Source organism: Glycocaulis sp., from assembly GCF_052168375.1.
GTDB lineage: Bacteria > Pseudomonadota > Alphaproteobacteria > Caulobacterales > Maricaulaceae > Glycocaulis.
In genome coordinates this window covers 1-18,863 of record NZ_JBQLZR010000246.1, presented here as the reverse complement: position 1 = coordinate 18,863, position 18,863 = coordinate 1, and the positions used below count along the sequence as shown (strand labels likewise).

The following is an 18,863-nucleotide window of genomic DNA, read 5'->3' as shown; positions in this document are numbered from 1 at the left end:
GACCGGTGACGTGTTGCACAAGGCTGCGCAGGCCGTCGTTGACGCCGGCGCCGGCAAGCGCGTCAACGGGGTTCTGATCGAAACCTCGAAGACCAGCATTGCCTACGAGCTTTCCGATATGGTCGAGGCGCTCGAACTGATCATGGAAGAGCTGTCACCACGCCGCTGCGCCCATGTGTCCCATGGCGAGCGCACGCGTCCCTACATGGTGATGGAAAGCACTGCGCGCGCCTTTGCCGTGAAGCTGCAGCCCTTTGCCTGCGAGACCGAGGCCAGAGACTGGCTCCTGCAGCGCTAAAAACCGGTTTGACAGTAGCCTGAACGCAAAAACGGCCCCCGCGGGGGCCGTTTTTCATGCGTCGCCATCCAGTTTCAAGGATGGTGCCCAGGAGAAGACTCGAACTTCCACTTCCTTTCGGAAACCAGCACCTGAAGCTGGCGCGTCTACCAATTCCGCCACCTGGGCCTATTTTCTGGAGGCGTCGGAGGCGCGGTGATAAATGCGGGCGAGGGCGCTGTCAACGCGCCTGTGCGGCGTTGCCAACAGCGCGCAAATTTGGTCTATCCGCTAACGACATTCGACGTGTTCGCGTGGCCATGCCCTCGCGGACATCTTTCACGCTCGCCGGGAGAAGCCACATGCTGCGCGATGAATTGGTCACGGTCTTTGGCGGATCGGGTTTCATCGGACGCTATGCCGTCCGCGCCCTTGTAAAGGCCGGCTACCGGGTACGCGTGGCGACCCGTCTTCCCCACACGGCCGTCGAGCTGAAACCCATCGGCGCGGTCGGCCAGATACAGCTGGTTCAGGCCAATGTCCGTAACCGGGCCTCGGTGGCCCGCGCGGTCGAGGGAGCAAGCGCCGTCATCAACCTGACCGGCATTCTGGCCGAGGGCGGGCGTCAGACCTTCCGCTCGGTTCAGGAGCAGGGTGCGGCCCATATCGCCGCAGCGGCGAAAGAGGCCGGCATTACCCGCATGGTCCACATCTCCGCCATTGGCGCGGACGCGGACAGCCAGTCATCCTACGCGCGTACCAAGGCCGCCGGCGAAAAGGCTGTTCTGGAGGCCGTGCCCACCGCTACCATCCTGCGCCCGTCCATCGTGTTCGGCGCCGAGGACAGCTTCTTCAACCGCTTTGCCCAGATGGCCCTGTACACGCCCGCCCTGCCCCTGATCGGTGGCGGCAAGACGCGCTTCCAGCCGGTCTGGGCCGGTGATGTCGGCGCGGCCATACTCGCAGCGCTGGAGAGCCGTGACGCGCAAGGCAAGACCTATGAGCTGGGAGGACCGGCGACCTACACCTTCAAGGAATTGATGGAGTACATCACGGCCACGATCCGCCGCCCGCGCCTGCTCGCGCCGCTGCCCTGGCTGGGCGCTTACATTGTGGGCTTTGCAGGCGAGGTGGCGGGCGCCCTGCCCTTCGTGCCTGTCATCCTGACACGCGATCAGGTCACCTTGCTCAAATCCGACAATGTTGCCTCTGACGCTCTGCCGGGCCTTGCCGACCTCGGCATCACGCCTGCAACGGTGGAAGCGATCGTTCCGGGCTATCTCTACCGCTTCCGCAAGGGTGGCCAGTTCGCTCCGGCGCAGTAGCGTCTAGATCACGAACACGATTACCGCGATTATCGCGAAGGCGAGCGCAATCCGGTAGATCACGAAGGGCAGGAAGCCGAACCGGTCCACCAGCTTCAGGAGCAGGTGGATCGCCAGAAGGCTCGACACAAACGACAGGCCCATCGCGACAAGACCGTCGAACAGGCTGGCCCCAGGCGCTTCGCCGCGCGCCAGATCAATGCCGGACTGCAGGCCGAAGGCGGCAATCACCGGCAGGCTGGTCAGCATGGCAAAGCGGGCCGCTGCGGAACGCTCGGCGCCCAGCATGCGCGCCGCCGTCATCATCAGGCCGGAACGGCTGGCGCCCGGGATCATCGCGACCGCCTGGGCCAGCCCGATCAGCGCAGCGTCCTTGTAGGTCAGCGTCTCCACTGTCTTCACCCGCGCGCCATACCGGTCGGCGAGCCAGAGCGGCAGGGCGAAGAGCAGGGTCGCGCCGGCAATGACGGCAGGCGAGCGCATCTGTTCGAACAGGCCTGAGAAATAGAGAAGGGCGGCAACGATCATCACCGGGGGCGTGGCAATCACCACCAGCAAAGCGAGGCGTCCGCCCGGTGTCATCCGGCCCGAGAACCACGCAAACACACCCAGGATCACACCGGCAATATCCTTGCGGAAATAGACCAGTACGGCGAGGAGGGAGCCCAGATGCGCCATCACGTCGATAAGCACGCTGTGCGGCTCCACCCCGAAGGCGAGTGGCGCGATGATCAGGTGGGCGGAGGAGGAAACCGGCAGGAATTCTGTCAGGCCCTGCACGATGGCAATCAGGATGAGAAGGGTCAGGCTCATGGTTCAGATCCGCTCCCGCAAGGCACCCGCTAATGCCTGACAGCTATGCACGCCAAGTCTTGCACAGGCGTGAAGACATCAGCGCGGCGCCAGTGCCGCCTTCACCGCGTCAGCAAGCTTTGCCGCCTCATCGGCGCGCGCAGAACCGCGCCGCCACGCCATACCGATCTCCCGGCCTGCAACCGGCGGGTCGAACGGCTTGATGACCAGGCCGAGACCCTCTGCCACCCCGCCATCAACCGCGAGGCGCGGCAGAAGCGTCGCCCCGAGGCCGCTGCGAACCATCTGTACCAGCGTATGCAGGCTTGTTGCAGCAAAGTCCGAGCGCGCTGAATCAGCGCGGCCCTGACCGGGACCGGCTGCACTCTGGCTGACCGAACAGACGCTGAGCGCATGGTCACGCAGGCAATGTCCGTCCTCGAGCAGGAGCAGGGATTCATCGGCCAGGCTGGAAGCGCGCAAAGGTGTGGCATTGGCGAGCTTGTGGTCCGGCGCGCAGGCAAACAGGAACTCGTCCATGGCGATGGAGCGCGTCTCAATGCCGGACGCCTCGTATGGCAGGGCAATGAGGGCCGCATCGAGGCGGCGTTCCTTGAGTGCCTCGACAAGGCGTGGGGTCAGATCCTCGCGCAGGAAAAGCTCAAGCTCGCCATAGGCGTCGCGCAAGGCGGGGAGCACGCGTGGCAGGAGGAAGGGCGCAATGGTCGGGATGACGCCGAGCCGGAACTGTCCGGTCAGCGGTTCACCGGCCGAGCGCGCCGCATGTACCAGATCTTCGGCTTCTGTAAGTATTGTGCGCGCCCGTGCCGCAGCCGCCTCACCTGCCGGTGTCAGGCTGGCCCCGCGCGCGCCCCGCTCCACAAGCGTCGTCCCCAGGCTCAGCTCCAGCTCCTTGATACCGGCCGACAAGGTGGGCTGGGTAACATGGGCCGCTTCGGCCGCACGGCTGAAATTACCGTGCTCTGCCAGAACGATAAGGAATTGCAGCTGCCGCAAGGTGGGGAGATTCGCGCTCATGGCTATCGAGATAAACTATCGCTTTCCAAGAGACAATCGATCAGCCTTCGCAAGAGCAGCATCCGGCTGCGATACCGGAATTGCGCCTGCCTGCGGGATAATCCGGCGGAAGCGGCGGAGCCTCCCGCTAAACCTTTGTTAAAAACCATGACATTCACAGAAACGTCGCAATCGGATTTCCATATCAAAAATCAGCAATTTGATTCCCCTTGACGGATGTCAAGAAGGTCCGTATCCTGATCTTATGGCTGATACGATCCACCATATCGGGCACACCGCCACCGACCGCGACCGGCACGATGCCGGGCGGGCGGGCAGCGCGTGGCGCTGGTTCTCGGCGCGCACCATGCGCCGGGCCTCGCGCTATCGCGACCTGACCTGGCGCCATGTCGGCCGGCACATGATCTTCGCTCTCGCGATCGTCCTGATCTCGCGCATATGGGCAGCCGAGCCGCACGGCCCGCTGCTTCTGATCGTCGGTTCGGTCTGGAGCTTCCTCATGCTGCGCATTGCCTTCATCAAGGGCTTTGACGCGCTGACGCGCCGCCGCCGCAACGCCGGCCAGGCGTAAGTCTGCTACCCGCAACCTGCCGCATAGCCCGATTGACGCTGCCTTCGGGGCGCTTAACCTGTGCGTGACTGACGCCAAAAGGGACGGGCACTCATGGGCTGGTGGTTCAATATCGCATTGTGGAAGCGCGTCCTGGGCGCCCTTGTCCTTGGCATCGCCTTCGGCGCCTTGCTGACCCAGCTGATTGGCAGCGACAACGCTACCCGCATCATCGAGAACTATGTCCATCCGGTCGGCGATCTCTTCATCCGCCTGATCCGCATGCTCATCATCCCGCTCATCCTGACCACGCTGGTGGCCGGGGTGTATGCGCTGGGTGATCCCAAACGGCTCGGCCCGATAGGCGGCAAGACCCTGCTGCTCTATTTCGGCACGACTTTCTTCGCCAACATCATCGGGATCATTTTCGGGCTGCTCTTCCGCCCCGGCGCTGGCGCGGATCTGGGCGGCGCGGATGCGGTGCCCGTCTCCACCGAGGCTGAAAGCCTGTCGAGCCGTCTTCTGGCCATCGTTCCGGACAATCCCGTCGCAGCCCTCGCCGACGGTGATGTGCTTGCCGTGATCTTCTTTGCCGTGCTCATCGGGATCGGCATCCTGCTCGCCGGAAAGGCCGGCAAGCCGGTAGGTGACCTGTTCAACTCCGCCTCCGATGTCGTGCTGAAAGTCACCCACATGGTGATGGAAGTGGCGCCTTTCGGCGTGTTTGCGCTCGTCGCCTACACCACCGTCACGCAAGGCCTTGAAGCCTTTGCCTCCATCGGGCTCCTGGTGCTCACAGTCTATCTGGGCCTCTTCACCCACGCCATACTGGTCTATGGGGGGCTGATCCGCTTCGTGCTGGGCCTGCCGATCCTCAACTTCCTGCGTGGCATTGTCGATGCGCAGGCGGTTGCCTATTCCACGGCCTCGTCCTCGGCGACCCTGCCCGTGACGATCACCAATGTGGTCGACAATCTGGGCGTGAAGCGCTCGGTTGCCGGTTCGGTCCTGCCGCTTGGCGCCACCATCAACATGGACGGCACGGCGCTCTATCTGGGTATCCTTGCCCTCTTCACGGCGCAGGCCTTCGGCTATGACCTGACGCTGACCCACTATTTCATGATCGCCTTCACCGCCGCGATTGCCCCCATCGGCGCGGCGGGCATCCCCAGTGCCGGCCTCTTCCTGCTGGCCATCGTGCTGAGCACGTTCAACGTGCCGCCAGAGCAGATCGCCATCATTGTCGGCTTCATCCTGCCGGTCGACCGGATCATGGACATGGCCCGCACGACGCTGAACGTCACCGGCGATGCCGCGGTGGCGGTCGCTGTGGCCAAGTGGGAGGGAGAGCTGGACGAGGATCGCTTCCATGCGCCCGCCGACCAGCCCTTGCCGCCGCGTCAGGAATCCGCTGACAGCCCCTCCGACGGCTGAACCGGAGCGCAGGCGGTGTCGTATCATCAGGCATGACCTGCTGATTACGGAGCCCCTGCCATGACCTTCCTGCGCATCCTGCTGGCCGCCGGCGGCCTCATATTGCTGGCGAGCATCATCTGGGCCTCACAGGCGGCCAGTATCGGAGCAAGTTTCTCCGCGATGGCGGCAGATCCCTGGGGCATTGTCGCCCTCATCGACCTCTATCTCGGCTTTCTCTTTCTCGGCGTCATCATCTGGATGTTTGAGCGCAACAAGCTGATTGCACTTCTCTTCATCCTGCCGCTGCCTCTGCTGGGCAACGTCTGGGCCGCGGTCTGGATCGTCTGGCGTCTTGCCAGGCTTGCGACGCGCCTGAAGCCCGCCTCCGCCAGTTAACCGCTCCCGTATAGGTTGCATTAATCCGTTTAGCGTATCTCTACATCCTGTAGTTGCTCTTTTGGGCAGTCTGCATGAAAGAGGTGCGCCATGCCGATTATCGACCATGCCGCCTTCACCGGAGCCCTCATCAGGGATGAGCGCGCGGTGTCCGCGGTGGAATTTGCGATCCTTGCCCCGCTGGTGATCCTGCTGCTGGCCGGCACCATCGCCTACGGGCTCCTGTTCTCCACCCATATCAGCCTGCAGCAGCTGGCTGCCGAGGCGGCCCGCTCCTCCATTGCGGGCCTCAGCGCGGCTGAACGCGCCGCCATCGTGGAGGCCCATGTCGCTGACACCTTGCCGCGCTATTTCCTGATCGAGCCGGAGCGTGCCAGCGTCGCCGTCGAGATACCCCGGCCCGGCTATACCGAGATCGTGGTGCGCTATGACGCCAGCGATCATCCGGCCTATGCGTTTCGCGGCCTGTTGCCGCTGCCAGCCGATCAGATCACCTACCGCCAGATCATCCGCGATGGAGGGCTGGCATGATGCGGCGCTTCCTCTCCGACACGGCGGGCGCGGCTGCGCCGCTGATGGCCTGCGCGATTGCCGCCGGCTCTCTGCTGCTGGTCTTTACCCTGACGCAGGTCATGGACCATCTGCACAAGCGTGAGTTGCAGGCGACAGCAGACCTGATCGCCCTGCTGGCGGTACGCGACAGCGATTACTCCATCGAGAGCGCCCGCACGGTCCTGAGCGATCAGGGCTTTGATCCCGAACAGTTCGACATCGTGGTGGAGCCGGGACTTTACGAACCCGATGCCTCCCTCGCGCCTGCCGAGCGCTTCACCTCGCTGCAGGCGCCCTACAATGCCGCCCATGTGGAGTTGCGCTCGGTCCACCAGTCGCGCGTCCGCGTCAATGAGCGGCGCTGGCGGGCGCGGGCCGAGGCCACGGCCGCCCGCCAGGATATGGTCAGCTTTGCCATCGCCTCACGCCTCGTTCGCCTTGAAGGCGGGTATTCGGGCGCAGTCCTGGCGGCGCTGACCGGTTATTCCGGTGCCATCACGGTGATGGATTATCGCTCATTGGCCGATGCGCGCATTTCCGTGCCGGGATTTCTTGATGCGTTGAAGCTGGAAGCCGGGCTTACCGCAGTGAGCTATGACGCCCTGCTCGACAGCAATGTCCGCCTGTCCGAAGCGCTGAACGCAGCCGTGACGGCGATGGGATCAGACGCGCCCGCCCTGCTGGATGTGCTGGCCCGCCAGTCTGCCCACGGCACGCGCACCTTGCGCGTCGGCGACATCCTCAGCCTTGCGCCCGGCATGAATTCCGCGGGCCTTGTCAGCGGGGCGCAGGTCGGCCTCGCCGATCTGGTGATGGCCAGTGCGCTCGCTGCGCAAGGCGGACGCCAGATCGGGGTGGCGGTCAGCGCGCCGCTCGCTTCGGTGACGCTGGGCGTAGGCCAGCCCCCGCAGGAAGCCTCTGTGGTCGGCGCCGGGCTGGAGGGAGCGCAGGCCCATACCCGCCAGCTGGAGCTGGATGTCAGTATCGGCGCCGGGCTTGGCCGGCTCAATGTGGAAATAGAGGACGCTGTTGCAGAGGCCCGCCTCGTCCAGCTGACCTGCAACCCTGACGGCACGGCAGAGGCCCGCTTCGCAGTCATTACCTCGCCCGCGCGCGCCCGGATTGGCGGGGCGCTGGGGCTTCTGGGATCGCTGCTCAGCGTCGATCTGTCCTCCGGGCGGACGGTGGAAGCAGTGCTGACGAGCGAACATGTGGAGAGCGGCCGTCCCGAAGTGATCCGTTCCGGCCTTGGCGCGCAGGTGAATTTGCTGGGGCTGGGCCTGCCGCTATCGGGTGTGCTCAACAGCTCGCTGGGCCTCGTCGATGCGCTTCTGACCGATCTGGGCCTCACGATCGCAGAGTCGGAGCTTTACTTGCGCGAGGTACGCTGCGGCAGGCCGTTTCTGGTAGGATGAGGTTTCACCTCGTCATCCCCGCGCAGGCGGAGATCCAGAGAACGTAAAGCGAGGACATTGTAAGGTGGCTCTGGGTTCCCGCCTGCGCGGGAACGACGAAAGAGAACCGTTCACCCCCCACTCAACTCCCGGTCCCTGCGCGCCGCCAGTTCCACATCGCTGACCGTTTCGGCGACGAACCGGTCGACCGGTGTTTCAAGGCCGAGCCTAGCAATCGCCAGCTCCTGCGCGGTCCACTGATTGCCTGCTGGCAGGTTCGACCCGGTAGCGGCAAACGCGCTGACACGCACCGGAAAGTGCCCGGTCAGGCAGCGATAGGCCTCGAAGCTCCCGTGCACGGCCTCTGGCGTGCGCTCGACCGTTACCGGCACGGCCTCGTAGACAACGCCCAGATCTTCGGTGGCGTTCATCAGCGCATAGTCGCGGGGCGAGAGCAGCGTCGCCCAGGCCGAGACGCTGGCGCCCGGCTCGTCGGCCAGCGTTGCCGGAACCGAGCCATAGGCGGCGATGCGATTGGCCCAGCAGATGACGTGGCCTGGCAGACGCACAGTAATGACCGGGATCACCACATCATCGATATGGCGGGCAAACTTCCTTTGAAGTTGCACCGGCGCGGCGTTGGAGCCGACCGCCACTACAGGGTGATACGCGCCCTCCTCCAGCCTTGACGCACGGGCCGCCCCCACGACATCGCGCAGGGGCAGGACGTGGCGGCCGTCCGCCACCTGCCAGCCGCTTATCGGGCCCTTGGTGGACCGGATATCCAGCGTGCGGCCATCGACGAACAGGAAATCACCCTCCGGCCGCGTGAACGGGTAGGAGAGCGCCCATTGCATTTTGAGATGTAAGGGGTCGATCACGAGGCTTTGCCGCCCCGCTTCGCCTCCACCCAGTCGATCAGCATCTTGCTGACATCAATGCCGGAGAAGCGGCGCAGCTCCTGAATGCCGGTCGGCGAGGTCACGTTGATCTCGGTCAGGTAGTTCCCGATCACGTCAATGCCGACGAAGACGAGCCCGCGGGCCTTCAATTCCGGGCCAATGATCCGGCAGATTTCGCGGTCTCGCGCCGTGAGGTCGGATTTCACCGCCTTGCCGCCGACATGCATGTTGGCGCGCACCTCGCCTTCGGCCGGAACGCGGTTGATCGCGCCCGCAGGCTCGCCATCCACCAGGATCACGCGCTTGTCGCCATTCCTCACGTCGGGAACGAAGGCTTGCGCCATCAGCGGCTCGCGGCTGACTTGTGCGAACAATTCCAGCAGGGAGGCCAGGTTCTCGGCAGACTCACGGATGCGGAACACGCCCGCCCCGCCATTGCCGAACAAGGGCTTCACCACGATGTCGCGCCCGTGCGCCTCGAAGAAGGCGCGGATATCAGCGAGCGAGGAGGAGATGAGCGTCGGCGGCATCAGTCCTTCAAAGCGCGTAACGAACAGCTTTTCAGGGGCGTTCCTGACCTCTGCCGGATCATTGACCACCAGCACACCCGGCTGCAGCGCCTCCAGCATGTGGGTGCTGGTGATATAGGCCATGTCAAAGGGCGGGTCCTGACGCAGGAAGATCACGTCCAGCGTGGAGAGGTCCAGCGTGACCGACGGCTCCAGCACGGCATGTTGCCCTTGAACCCGCTGCATCGCGCTCACCCGGATCGCCCGCGCGCGCACCTTGCCATCCTCCATGGCCATGTCGCGGGGTTCATAGACCCAAATTTCATGGCCGCGCGAGAACGCCTCCAGCGCGATGTCGAAGGTGGAATCCGCATTCACATTGACGGCCCCGATCGGGTCCATCTGGAAGGCAATTTTCAACATGGCGTAGCGCTTTCAGCGTCGAGCAGTTCCAAAGGATATCCGGCAGAACGAAACTGACTAGACCCCTCTAGCAGACCGAAATCGGAACTTTGCACTGGATCAATTCCCCCCCGACTCAGCTTGTGATAAAAGGCTACCATGAGTGATGCACACAAAGATGTCGGCCGAACCGCACAGATCGCTGATTACCTGATTTCGGAGTGTCGAGATCGGGGAGAGCTGCTTACGCCGCTAAAGTTGCAAAAATTACTTTATTATGCCGACGCTTGGTGGCTCGCCCTTCATGACAAAGAACTCATTTCTGAGAAATTTCAGGCTTGGGTTCATGGTCCTGTAGCTACGTCCCAATATCATAGATTTAAGGAATTTCGGTGGAAACCAATAACTTCCGAGATCAAAAAGCCCAACGATTTGACCGAAGCCGAAGCAAGTTTTCTTAACGATATAATTGACGTGTTTGGTTCTGAAACTGCGGTAGCTCTTGAAATAATGACGCATCAAGAAGACCCTTGGCTCGATGCGAGGGGCGAGCTTCCATCGGACGAGCCATGCAACAATTACATTTCGAAAGAGCTAACTAGGGACTTTTACAAATCTCTTGTCGAAGATTAAGAAAACTCCAGTAAGTCATGTCTCAAAAAGCGGCATTCGGCATGCATCGCCGGATGACGCCTATCTAAAATTTTCATTCAAATTATTCGATTGCTCGGATGAAGACGTGTGTCCGCCCATCTTTATGGATGGCTATACGCAAGCGCTAATGGACCGATTAAAAAGCCTATCAGGATGGACGGCGATGGAATTCACTTCCAACCGCAGCGGCGCTATTCGTAGCCATAAAATCGACTGGGAAAAAACATCAAAGCCCGAAGGCTTTGCGGCACTTAATGAGCAATATCAGGCCTACGACCCTTGGCAGTTTTCGTTATCTGCGAACAAGTTTGGCCGAGTTCATGGGATAATTATCGGCGCATGTTTTTATATTATTTGGCTAGATGCCAACCACAAAGTCTATGAATAACCCCCATCCTTGCCCGCCTCTCTCCTGATGCGTAGATGAGGCCCTCACGCCCTAACTCACGCCCCTCGCCACCGGAGAGACTGCCATGGACGGACAGATGAAATCATCCAGCACGCTGGACGCGGTTCTGGCCCGTCAGGAGGCGGATTTCGACGCGGCGCTCGCGCGCTACGAGCAGCTTCTGCGCATCAAGTCGATCTCCACCGATCCGGCCTACAAGGATGAGTGCCTCAAGGCCGCGCAGAGCCTCGCCGATGAACTGAAAGAACTGGGGTTTGACGCGCGCGTCGCGCCCGCCGACGGCCATCCCTTCGTGGTCGCCCATCATGAGGGAGCGAGCGCAGACGCACCCCACGTACTCTTTTACGGCCATTACGATGTTCAGCCCGTCGATCCGCTGGAGCTGTGGGAGGCCGACCCGTTCGAGCCGGAAATCAAGACCAGAGCCGATGGCTCGAAATACATCCGCGCGCGCGGCGCGGCCGATGACAAGGGCCAGCTGCGCACCTTCATCGAGGCCTGCCGCGCCTGGAAGGAAGAGACCGGGTCGCTCCCTTGCAAGGTGACGATCTTCTTCGAGGGCGAGGAGGAAAGCGGCTCCCCCAGCCTCGAGCCGTGGCTGAAAGCCCATGGCGACGAGATCAGGGCCGATTTCGCCCTGGTGTGCGACACAAATATGTGGGACCGCTCCACGCCTGCCATCACCGCGAGCCTTCGCGGCATGACCGCCGGCGAAGTGACCCTTCACGCCGCCAGCCGTGATCTCCATTCCGGGCTCTATGGCGGCGCGGCGCGCAATCCGATCACGCTGCTGACCCAGATACTGGGCAGCCTCCACGACGAGACGGGCCGGGTGACGCTTTCCGGCTTCTATGACGGTGTTGAAGACGCCCCCGAAGCCGTGCTGGAACAGTGGAAGGGGCTGAACTTCTCGGAAAGCCGCTTCCTGGGCGATATTGGCCTCTCCGTGCCTGCAGGCGAACAGGGCCGCATGGTGCTGGAGCAGATCTGGACCCGCCCGACGGCAGAGGTGAACGGCATCTGGGGCGGCTATACCGGCGAAGGCTTCAAGACCGTCATTCCGGCGAAAGCCAGCGCCAAAATCTCCTTCCGGCTTGTGCCGGGGCAGGACCCGGAAAAAGTGTGGAAGGCGTTCGAGGCCCACGTCACCAGCCGCCTGCCCGCAGACTGCCGCGCGGAATTCAAGCGCCGCGATACCGGCGCGCCCGCGTTGGCCGTGGACGTCACGAACCCTGCACTTCAGGCTTGCGTGGAGGCGCTGCGCGACGAGTGGCAGACCGAGCCGGCCCTGATGGGCTGCGGCGGCTCCATTCCCATTGTGGGCGATTTCAAGCGCCATCTGGGCATGGACACGATCCTCGCCGGATTTGGGCTTGAGGACGACAATATCCACAGCCCGAACGAGAAGTACGAGCTGGAAAGCTTCCGCAAGGGCATACGCTCCTGGGCGCGGATACTGGACCGTCTGGCGGGGTAGCCCTCTCTTTCCTTGACTCTTCGCGTTCCCCCGCGTAATGCCTCGCGATCATAAGCAAGCGTAACGACCGCTTGCCTTGCCAGCACACGGAGCCGCAGCCCGCATCGACGGGGCGGAACAACTCCCGGAGGCTGGGAAGGTGCCCTGCCCGGCGAAGGCTCGCCCGGCGGGGTGGTTTTGCGTTTGCGCGGTATGCAGACCAAGGGTTTCAGGCAGCTTATGTTCGACGCGCTAAGCGAAAGACTGTCAGGCGTTTTCGACCGGATCACCGGCCGGGGCGCGCTGTCTGAAAAGGACGTGGACGCGGCGCTGCGTGAAATCCGCGTCGCCCTGCTGGAAGCCGATGTCGCCCTGCCGGCGGTGAAGGATTTCGTCTCGAAGGTCCGCGAGAAGGCGGTTGGCGAGGCGGTCATCCGCTCGGTCGCACCGGGCCAGCAAGTCATCAAGATCGTCCATGACGCGCTGGTGGACCTGCTGGGCGGAGACGGTGAGCCTGAGCGTTTGCAGCTGGAGGGCGAGCCGCCGGTCGCCATCCTGATGGCGGGCCTGCAAGGCTCCGGTAAAACCACGACCACTGCAAAGATCGCCAGGCGCATTGCGGAGCGCGAGAAGAAGAAGGTGCTCGTCGCCTCGCTCGACACGCGCCGCCCGGCGGCAATGGAACAGCTCGCCCAGATGGCGGAAAAGGCCGGCGTGCCGAGCCTTCCCATCGTCAAGGGCCAGACCGCCGTCGAGATCGCCCGGCGCGCCATGAGCTCGGCCCGCCTGCAGGGCTTTGACGTCGTCATCCTCGATACGGCTGGCCGCACGACGCTGGACGAGGAAATGATGGGCGAGGCGGCGAAGATCGCCTCCGAAACCCGTCCGCGCGAGATATTGCTGGTTGCCGATGCGCTGACCGGTCAGGACGCGGTGGAGACCGCCAGGCGCTTCAATGAACGCCTGAAACTGACCGGCCTTGTGCTCACCCGCATGGATGGTGACGGGCGCGGCGGTGCGGCGCTTTCCATGCGCTGGGTCACCGGCCTGCCGATCAAGTTCCTTGGCACGTCTGAAAAGATTGACGGGCTGGATGCCTTCGACGCCAGGCGCCTTGCCGGGCGCATTCTCGGGCGCGGCGACATCGTCTCGCTGGTGGAAAAGGCCGCTGCCGAGATCGACCACGAGAAGGCCGAGGCCCTCGCCAAAAAAATGGCGAAAGGCAAGTTCGACCTCAATGATCTGCGTGACCAGCTGGTCCAGTTGCAGAAAATGGGCGGGCTGGGCGGCATCATGGGCATGCTGCCGGGCATGAACAAGCAGATGAAGGCGCAGGCCGCCGCCAGCGGATTTGATGACAAGGCGCTCAAACGCCAGGAAGCCATCATCCTCTCCATGACGCCGGATGAACGGGCCAAGCCGGACCTTCTGAAAGCCAGCCGGAAGAAGCGTATCGCCGCCGGTGCGGGCGTGGGCGTGCCGGAGGTGAACCGGCTTTTGAAAATGCACATCCAGATGGCCGACATGATGAAGCGCGCCGGCAAGGGCAAGGGCCTTCCCGGAATGCCGGGCGGGCGCATGCCACCCGGAATGGGCGCGGGCATGGGCGGCGCTCTGGGCGGAATGGGCGGTCCGGGCGCGGGGCTTGGCTCTGCTGCCTCCGACCTGCTGAAAGGAAAATCCCCAACGGGATTAAGTGGTTTGCCGGGCCTGCCGGGCGCTGGCGCACCTTTGGGGCCTGATGGCCTGCCGCCCGGCTTCCCGAAGAAGAAATAATCGTTTCAACACTCCAAAAGGACTAAATCCATGGCCGTGAAAATCCGTCTCGCCCGCGCGGGCGCCAAGAAACGCCCCTACTACCGCATCGTCGTGGCTGACAGCCGCGATCCCCGCGATGGCCGCTTCATCGAGCGTATCGGTTCCTACAACCCGATGCTGCCGAAAGACCACGCCGAGCGCGTGACCTTCGACGCCGAGAAAGCCGCCGCCTGGATCAAGAAAGGCGCCAAGCCGACCGACCGCGTCGCGCGCTTCCTGGCCGCCGAAGGCCTCTATGACTGGAAAGCGGGCAACAACCCGAAGAAAGCCGAGCCGGGCCAGGCTGCGAAAGAGCGTGCCGCCGAGCGCGCCGAGAAGGAAGAAGCCCGCAAGGCCGCTGAAGCCGAAGCCAAGGCCGCTCCGGCTGCTGAAGAGGCTCCTGCCGAAGAGCCGGCCGCCGAAGACGCCGCTGCCGAAGCTCCGGCTGAAGAGGCCGCTTCCGAAGAAGAAAAGGCCTAAGAGCTTTTTCTTTTCCTCCCCCGTTTACGGGGGAGGTGCCTTCGAAGAAGGCGGAGGGGGGAACTTTTCGAGTTATCCCCCCTCGGTCCTTCGGACCACTCCCCCCGCAGGCGGGGGGAGAAAAAGGTATGAGGCCGTACAAGACATGACCCCACCCCTCATCGTCATTGCCGCCATAGTGGGCGCCCATGGGGTGAGGGGCGAGGCGAAGCTGCGCGCCTTTGGCGAGGCGGCCAATGTCGCCTCCTACGGCCCGTTCCTCGACAAGAACGGCAAAATCATCCTGACCCCGAAGACTGCGCGCTCGTCAGGCGGCGAGGCGGTGATCGTCTCATTCCGGGAACCCGTCACCCGCGAGCAGATCATGGCGATGAAGGGCACGCTCCTGCATGTGCCCCGCTCTGCCCTGCCGGAAACGGACGAGGACGAATTCTACTATTCAGACCTGATCGGCCTGGCGGCCGAGCAGCTGGACGGCTCTCCGGCCGGCCGGGTCAAGGCCGTGCACGACTTTGGTGCGGGCGAGATTCTGGAACTGACGGGCTCTGACGGCGCACTCTTCATTCCCTTCACGCGCGAGGCGGTGCCGGTGATCGAGATCGCGCAAGGCCTGCTCGTCATCAATCCGCCAGACGCGATCGATGCCGGCGATGAGGGGGTAGAAGAATAGCGGCCTTGCCTTCCCAACCTTGCGCCCCGCCTGTTCGCTAGCCTAGACTTCCTCCAGAAGTTGCAATGAGGCTGCGCGATGATCTTGGCACTGACGAGTGCTCTGGCACTGATGTCCGAACCGGTGGTGTGTGATCTCACACCGCAGGGACCTGCCATTGAGCAACGCGGACCTATCGGCTTCACCGTTGCCTGCCCGGTGGACCATCCGGATGCTGCCACAATTCAGGCTTCGGCAGAGGCATCTATCGCTGCAATGGATCTGCCCTTGTCACGCCCCCAGAGCCGGAGGGCCCAAGCGTTTCATGAAACCGCAGATGTTTTGTTCATGGAGCGCGCTGCCGATGGCATATGGAGGCCGTCGCTTGGCCAAGTCCTTGTGAGGATCGGTTTGCCGATGCCGACCCGAGCGGTGGAAATAGGAGCACGGCATATGATGTGCTCGCTCGCTCTTAGGCCTGAAGCAAACGGCGCTGATCCCTCCCCTGACGTGCGGTGTATCAGCGATCACGATAGCGCCACCGTGGTCCGGTTATTAACCGACTCCATGCGGGTGGCCGCTGAACGATATCGGTTCGCGCCTGTCGGCATCCAATATTGTCTGGATGAACAAGTATCGGGCCAAGCAAGTGTGATCAGCATGCCGGGAGGCCGGCGCGAACCGCCTGCCCCGCCACCCGACCCTTCTGTCCTCCCGAACTTGTGCGAAGCGGGGTAGCGACGCCCCCTTGCCCAGTTGCGCCTGCTGGCGCATACACCCCCTCCCATGACCTTCACCGCCACCGTTCTCACTCTCTATCCGGAGGCCTTTCCCGGCGCGCTTGGCGTGTCGCTGATCGGCACTGCACTCAAAGAGGGCAAATGGGCGCTAGAGACGGTGGACATCCGGTCATTTTCCCGTCATAAGCACGCCTCCGTTGATGACACCCCCGCTGGCGGCGGCCCTGGAATGGTGCTGCGCCCGGATGTGATCGCGGAAGCGGTAGACAGCGTGGAGCGCCGGGGGCGCCCCGTCATCTGCCTCACACCGCGCGGCAAGCCGCTATCCCAGGCCATGGTCCGGGAATGGGCAGGCGGGCCGGGCGTGATTTTGGTATGCGGGCGCTTTGAAGGCTTCGACCAGAGGGTCATCGAGGCGCGCGGCATGGAAGAGGTAAGCGTCGGCGATGCCGTCCTTGCCGGTGGAGAGATACCTGCGCAATACCTCATCGAGGCTTGCGTGCGTCTGATCCCCGGCGTGCTGGGCAAGATGGCCTCGACGACGGAAGAGAGTTTCGAGGGTGATCTCCTCGAATATCCCCAATACACCCGCCCGCGGGTGTGGGAGGGACGGGAGATCCCCGACGTGCTGCTGAGCGGCGACCATGGAAAGGTCGCCAAATGGCGGCGCGAGCAGGCAGAACAGGCAACGAAGGACCGCCGTCCGGATCTCTGGACGAGACATCAGCGGCGGGATGGAGAGACGTGATGAACCTCATTCAGAAGCTCGAGCAGGAAGAAGCCGCGCGCGTTCTTGGCGAGAAAGTGCTTCCGGACTTTTCCGCCGGTGACACGCTGGTCGTCGGTGTGCGCATCCGCGAAGGTGAACGCGAGCGTGTCCAGCGCTTTGAAGGCGTCTGCATCGCGCGCAGCGGCGGCGGGCTCAACGAGAGCTTCACCGTCCGCAAGATCTCGTTCGGCGAAGGTGTCGAGCGCGTGTTCCCGCTCTACTCCCCGCTGGTGGAGAGCATCGAAGTGAAGCGCAAGGGCCATGTCCGCCGCGCCAAGCTCTATTACCTGCGCGACCGCCGCGGCAAGTCGGCCCGTATCGCCGAACGCACCTCGGGCCACGGCATCGAGAGCCGCGACTAATTCTTCCAGCATTACTGGAATGCGAAACGCCCACCGGCAAAGGTGGGCGTTTTTCGTTGTGTCCGGGACTTTGCCGGCCAGGCTCCAAACAGCCCACTTCCCTTTCTCGCGATTAACTCGCAAACTGATCGCTCAACGAAACGCGGGCAACACGCGTTCAGACGATTTCAAGGGGAGACGATTTGATGATCCGAATTTGGAAAGGCGGGCTTGCGGGCCTGACCATGGCGCTCGTTCTTCAGGCCTGCGGACAGCCCGCTGGCGAGACGCGCGACACCTCTCAAGCTGACCGTGAATACCAGAACGTGCTGATGGAAGCGCTGCTGGACGCTGAGCCCGGCAGTGTGATCGAGATACCGGCGGGCGTCTTCGTGATCGAGCGCGGCCTGTCACTTGCCAATGTCGATGGCGTCACCTTGCGTGGGGCCGGCATGGACGAAACCGTGCTCTCCTTCGCCGAACAGCGTGCCGGCGCGGAAGGGCTTCTCGTTACCAGCGCCGACAATTTCACGATTGAAGACCTCGCCATCGAGGACTCCATCGGCGATGCGCTGAAAATCACCGGCTCTGAAAACGTCATCATCCGCCGGGTGCGCACCGAATGGACTCGCGGCGCCTCCACCGATAACGGGGCCTATGGCATCTATCCAGTGCTGACCACGAATGTGCTGATCGAGGATTCGGTCGCCATCGGCGCATCCGATGCCGGCATCTATGTCGGCCAGTCCGACAATATTGTCGTGCGCAATAACCGCGCCGAATACAACGTGGCGGGAATCGAGATCGAGAACTCGATGAATGCCGATGTCTATGGCAACACCGCGACCAACAATACCGGCGGCATCCTCGTCTTCAACATGCCGAACCTGCCCCGCCCCGGCCATGGCACGCGCGTGTTCGACAATGATGTGTTTGCCAACAACACCCGCAATTTTGGCCATGCCGGCACGCCTGTGGCCAACGTGCCTGCCGGCACCGGGATTCTCGTGAACTCCAACGATGATGTGGAGATTTTCAACAATCGCGTGGCGGATAACCGCACTGCCAACGTGATCATTTCCTCGCTGCATTCGGCCGGGTTTTCGGAACTGGGCGTCGAGAGCGATTTTGACCCTTATCCCGAAGGCATCCACATTTACTCCAATACGTTCGAAGGCGGCGGCAACAATCCTGACGGCATGGAACTTCAGGCCCTGCGCATTGCCCTGTTCGGACCGACGGGCCGTATCCCTGACGTGTTGTGGGACGGCTATGTGGATGAGGCCAAGCTCGTGGACGGCGCGCTGCCGGACGATCTGCGCTTGTGTGTTTCCGGGGCCGAAGTGCTCAATGCGGATGGCCCCGGCGGGTATGGCAATCCGCGTCTGGTGACGGCGGAGCACGATTGCAGCCATGCACCGCGCAGCGCAGTAGAACTGCCCTTCTAGGCACACACGATGCGACTGCCCCTCACCATTCTGGCAATCACTGTCCTGCTGGCCGCCTGCGGCAATGAGGCGGGCAATGCGCCCGCCAACGCTCCGGCTGTGGACGTGACGGCGTGGGAAACCGCGCCGGCCTTTCATTCGGCAGGCAATCCCGCGCGGCTGGAGGAGTGGGGCCAGTTCCGCCTAGATGGCGAGCGCCTGATCCTTGCAGAAGGCGTCATGCCCTACGGGCTCAATACCGCGCTCTTCTCCGATTACGCACTGAAACTGCGCACGGTCTGGATTCCCGAAGGCGCCGCGCCCGCGCGCTGGCAGGCAGATGACGTGTTCGACTTTCCTGTCGGCACCGTCATCACCAAGACCTTCTACTATCCGCGTGCAGGCGCTGACTTCGGGGATGTTGCGCTGGAGCTGGACCCGCATGCCCATTTCGACGGCGCGAGCCTTGACCTGTCAGCGGTGCGGATCATCGAAACCCGCGTCCTTGTAAGGCGCGAAGAGGGCTGGGCCGCGATTCCCTATGTCTGGAATGACGACCAGCGCTCGACCCGCCTGGCGCGCACAGGC

20 protein-coding genes, 1 tRNA gene and 1 pseudogene are annotated in these 18,863 nt (G+C 63.1%); 17 read left to right on the top strand and 5 right to left on the bottom strand.

Annotation, left to right across the window (positions count from 1 at the left end; all coding sequences use genetic code 11):
• Positions 1 to 298 (top strand): hypothetical protein (locus tag ACTS2Z_RS10065; protein ID WP_442573081.1); only part of this gene is annotated, 298 nt, incomplete at its 5' end.
• 81 nt (positions 299 to 379) lie between these two features.
• Here the strand turns inward: ACTS2Z_RS10065 and ACTS2Z_RS10060 are convergent.
• A tRNA-Leu gene (locus ACTS2Z_RS10060) sits at positions 380 to 466 on the bottom strand.
• Between the two features lie 173 nt (positions 467 to 639).
• Between ACTS2Z_RS10060 and ACTS2Z_RS10055 the strand changes: the two genes are divergently transcribed.
• Positions 640 to 1,602 carry a complex I NDUFA9 subunit family protein gene (locus ACTS2Z_RS10055; protein ID WP_442573080.1) on the top strand — a complete coding sequence of 321 codons (963 nt, stop codon included), beginning with the start codon at positions 640 to 642 and terminating at the stop codon, positions 1,600 to 1,602.
• A gap of 3 nt (positions 1,603 to 1,605) precedes the next feature.
• On the opposite strand, the gene ACTS2Z_RS10050 is transcribed toward ACTS2Z_RS10055, so the two are convergent.
• Positions 1,606 to 2,415: an undecaprenyl-diphosphate phosphatase gene (locus tag ACTS2Z_RS10050; protein WP_442573079.1), complete on the bottom strand. Its 810-nt coding sequence runs from the start codon at positions 2,413 to 2,415 to the stop codon at positions 1,606 to 1,608.
• A 78-nt stretch (positions 2,416 to 2,493) separates the two neighbouring features.
• The gene (locus tag ACTS2Z_RS10045; protein WP_442573078.1) at positions 2,494 to 3,432 is read right to left on the bottom strand and encodes a hydrogen peroxide-inducible genes activator; all 939 of its coding nucleotides are present in this window, start codon (positions 3,430 to 3,432) and stop codon (positions 2,494 to 2,496) included.
• A gap of 244 nt (positions 3,433 to 3,676) precedes the next feature.
• On the opposite strand from ACTS2Z_RS10045, the gene ACTS2Z_RS10040 reads away from it, so the two are divergent.
• The 5 genes from ACTS2Z_RS10040 (at position 3,677) to ACTS2Z_RS10020 (ending at position 7,761) form a co-directional block, all read left to right on the top strand.
• On the top strand, positions 3,677 to 4,003 hold the full coding sequence (locus ACTS2Z_RS10040) for a hypothetical protein (protein ID WP_442573077.1): 327 nt from the start codon (positions 3,677 to 3,679) through the stop codon (positions 4,001 to 4,003).
• 93 nt (positions 4,004 to 4,096) lie between these two features.
• On the top strand, positions 4,097 to 5,416 hold the full coding sequence (locus ACTS2Z_RS10035; RefSeq protein WP_442573076.1) for a dicarboxylate/amino acid:cation symporter: 1,320 nt from the start codon (positions 4,097 to 4,099) through the stop codon (positions 5,414 to 5,416).
• Positions 5,417 to 5,476: 60 nt separating this feature from the next.
• Positions 5,477 to 5,794: a hypothetical protein gene (locus ACTS2Z_RS10030; protein ID WP_442573075.1), complete on the top strand. Its 318-nt coding sequence runs from the start codon at positions 5,477 to 5,479 to the stop codon at positions 5,792 to 5,794.
• A gap of 90 nt (positions 5,795 to 5,884) precedes the next feature.
• The gene (locus ACTS2Z_RS10025; protein WP_442573074.1) at positions 5,885 to 6,325 is read left to right on the top strand and encodes a TadE/TadG family type IV pilus assembly protein; all 441 of its coding nucleotides are present in this window, start codon (positions 5,885 to 5,887) and stop codon (positions 6,323 to 6,325) included.
• Entirely contained in the window at positions 6,322 to 7,761 is a 1,440-nt protein-coding gene (locus tag ACTS2Z_RS10020) for a hypothetical protein (RefSeq protein ID WP_442573073.1), read from the top strand. The genes ACTS2Z_RS10025 and ACTS2Z_RS10020 overlap by 4 nt, the downstream gene beginning before the upstream one ends.
• A gap of 110 nt (positions 7,762 to 7,871) precedes the next feature.
• Here the strand turns inward: ACTS2Z_RS10020 and ACTS2Z_RS10015 are convergent, their stop codons facing one another.
• Positions 7,872 to 8,621 carry a hypothetical protein gene (locus tag ACTS2Z_RS10015; RefSeq protein ID WP_442573072.1) on the bottom strand — a complete coding sequence of 250 codons (750 nt, stop codon included), beginning with the start codon at positions 8,619 to 8,621 and terminating at the stop codon, positions 7,872 to 7,874.
• Positions 8,618 to 9,574, bottom strand: a complete 957-nt coding sequence (gshB, locus tag ACTS2Z_RS10010) for a glutathione synthase (protein ID WP_442573071.1) — start codon at positions 9,572 to 9,574, stop codon at positions 8,618 to 8,620. Before gshB ends, ACTS2Z_RS10015 begins: the two co-directional genes overlap by 4 nt.
• A 138-nt stretch (positions 9,575 to 9,712) precedes the next feature.
• On the opposite strand from gshB, the gene ACTS2Z_RS10005 reads away from it, so the two are divergent.
• The 10 genes and pseudogenes from ACTS2Z_RS10005 to ACTS2Z_RS09960 form a co-directional block, all read left to right on the top strand.
• The gene (locus ACTS2Z_RS10005; RefSeq protein ID WP_442573070.1) at positions 9,713 to 10,186 is read left to right on the top strand and encodes a Panacea domain-containing protein; all 474 of its coding nucleotides are present in this window, start codon (positions 9,713 to 9,715) and stop codon (positions 10,184 to 10,186) included.
• Positions 10,173 to 10,595, top strand: a complete 423-nt coding sequence (locus tag ACTS2Z_RS10000) for a hypothetical protein (RefSeq protein ID WP_442573069.1) — start codon at positions 10,173 to 10,175, stop codon at positions 10,593 to 10,595. Before ACTS2Z_RS10005 ends, ACTS2Z_RS10000 begins: the two co-directional genes overlap by 14 nt.
• A gap of 97 nt (positions 10,596 to 10,692) precedes the next feature.
• The gene (locus ACTS2Z_RS09995; RefSeq protein WP_442573068.1) at positions 10,693 to 12,093 is read left to right on the top strand and encodes a dipeptidase; all 1,401 of its coding nucleotides are present in this window, start codon (positions 10,693 to 10,695) and stop codon (positions 12,091 to 12,093) included.
• A gap of 219 nt (positions 12,094 to 12,312) precedes the next feature.
• A complete protein-coding gene (gene ffh / locus ACTS2Z_RS09990; protein WP_442573067.1) occupies positions 12,313 to 13,848 on the top strand; it encodes a signal recognition particle protein in 1,536 nt (511 codons plus the stop codon).
• Positions 13,849 to 13,878: 30 nt separating this feature from the next.
• On the top strand, positions 13,879 to 14,349 hold the full coding sequence (rpsP, locus tag ACTS2Z_RS09985) for a 30S ribosomal protein S16 (protein ID WP_442573066.1): 471 nt from the start codon (positions 13,879 to 13,881) through the stop codon (positions 14,347 to 14,349).
• 145 nt (positions 14,350 to 14,494) lie between these two features.
• Positions 14,495 to 15,019, top strand: coding sequence for a ribosome maturation factor RimM (gene rimM / locus ACTS2Z_RS09980; RefSeq protein WP_442573065.1), 525 nt, complete (start codon positions 14,495 to 14,497; stop codon positions 15,017 to 15,019).
• Between the two features lie 765 nt (positions 15,020 to 15,784).
• A complete protein-coding gene (trmD, locus tag ACTS2Z_RS09975; RefSeq protein ID WP_442573064.1) occupies positions 15,785 to 16,486 on the top strand; it encodes a tRNA (guanosine(37)-N1)-methyltransferase TrmD in 702 nt (233 codons plus the stop codon).
• Positions 16,486 to 16,869 (top strand): 50S ribosomal protein L19, encoded by a 384-nt coding sequence (gene rplS, locus ACTS2Z_RS09970; RefSeq protein WP_442573063.1) that lies wholly within the window; start codon positions 16,486 to 16,488, stop codon positions 16,867 to 16,869. Before trmD ends, rplS begins: the two co-directional genes overlap by 1 nt.
• 185 nt (positions 16,870 to 17,054) lie before the next feature.
• A complete protein-coding gene (locus tag ACTS2Z_RS09965; RefSeq protein WP_442573062.1) occupies positions 17,055 to 18,296 on the top strand; it encodes a parallel beta-helix domain-containing protein in 1,242 nt (413 codons plus the stop codon).
• 9 nt (positions 18,297 to 18,305) lie between these two features.
• A pseudogene (locus ACTS2Z_RS09960) lies at positions 18,306 to 18,863 on the top strand (SO2930 family diheme c-type cytochrome); the annotation flags it as partial.

Coding starts and splice junctions, on each gene's coding strand:
- ACTS2Z_RS10055 (WP_442573080.1), top strand. CDS start 640: ATGCTGCGCGATGAATTGGTCACGGTCTTTGGCGGATCGGGTTTCATC.
- ACTS2Z_RS10050 (WP_442573079.1), bottom strand. CDS start 2,415: ATGAGCCTGACCCTTCTCATCCTGATTGCCATCGTGCAGGGCCTGACA.
- ACTS2Z_RS10045 (WP_442573078.1), bottom strand. CDS start 3,432: ATGAGCGCGAATCTCCCCACCTTGCGGCAGCTGCAATTCCTTATCGTT.
- ACTS2Z_RS10040 (WP_442573077.1), top strand. CDS start 3,677: ATGGCTGATACGATCCACCATATCGGGCACACCGCCACCGACCGCGAC.
- ACTS2Z_RS10035 (WP_442573076.1), top strand. CDS start 4,097: ATGGGCTGGTGGTTCAATATCGCATTGTGGAAGCGCGTCCTGGGCGCC.
- ACTS2Z_RS10030 (WP_442573075.1), top strand. CDS start 5,477: ATGACCTTCCTGCGCATCCTGCTGGCCGCCGGCGGCCTCATATTGCTG.
- ACTS2Z_RS10025 (WP_442573074.1), top strand. CDS start 5,885: ATGCCGATTATCGACCATGCCGCCTTCACCGGAGCCCTCATCAGGGAT.
- ACTS2Z_RS10020 (WP_442573073.1), top strand. CDS start 6,322: ATGATGCGGCGCTTCCTCTCCGACACGGCGGGCGCGGCTGCGCCGCTG.
- gshB (WP_442573071.1), bottom strand. CDS start 9,574: ATGTTGAAAATTGCCTTCCAGATGGACCCGATCGGGGCCGTCAATGTG.
- ACTS2Z_RS10005 (WP_442573070.1), top strand. CDS start 9,713: ATGAGTGATGCACACAAAGATGTCGGCCGAACCGCACAGATCGCTGAT.
- ACTS2Z_RS09995 (WP_442573068.1), top strand. CDS start 10,693: ATGAAATCATCCAGCACGCTGGACGCGGTTCTGGCCCGTCAGGAGGCG.
- ffh (WP_442573067.1), top strand. CDS start 12,313: ATGTTCGACGCGCTAAGCGAAAGACTGTCAGGCGTTTTCGACCGGATC.
- rpsP (WP_442573066.1), top strand. CDS start 13,879: ATGGCCGTGAAAATCCGTCTCGCCCGCGCGGGCGCCAAGAAACGCCCC.
- rimM (WP_442573065.1), top strand. CDS start 14,495: ATGACCCCACCCCTCATCGTCATTGCCGCCATAGTGGGCGCCCATGGG.
- trmD (WP_442573064.1), top strand. CDS start 15,785: ATGACCTTCACCGCCACCGTTCTCACTCTCTATCCGGAGGCCTTTCCC.
- rplS (WP_442573063.1), top strand. CDS start 16,486: ATGAACCTCATTCAGAAGCTCGAGCAGGAAGAAGCCGCGCGCGTTCTT.
- ACTS2Z_RS09965 (WP_442573062.1), top strand. CDS start 17,055: ATGATCCGAATTTGGAAAGGCGGGCTTGCGGGCCTGACCATGGCGCTC.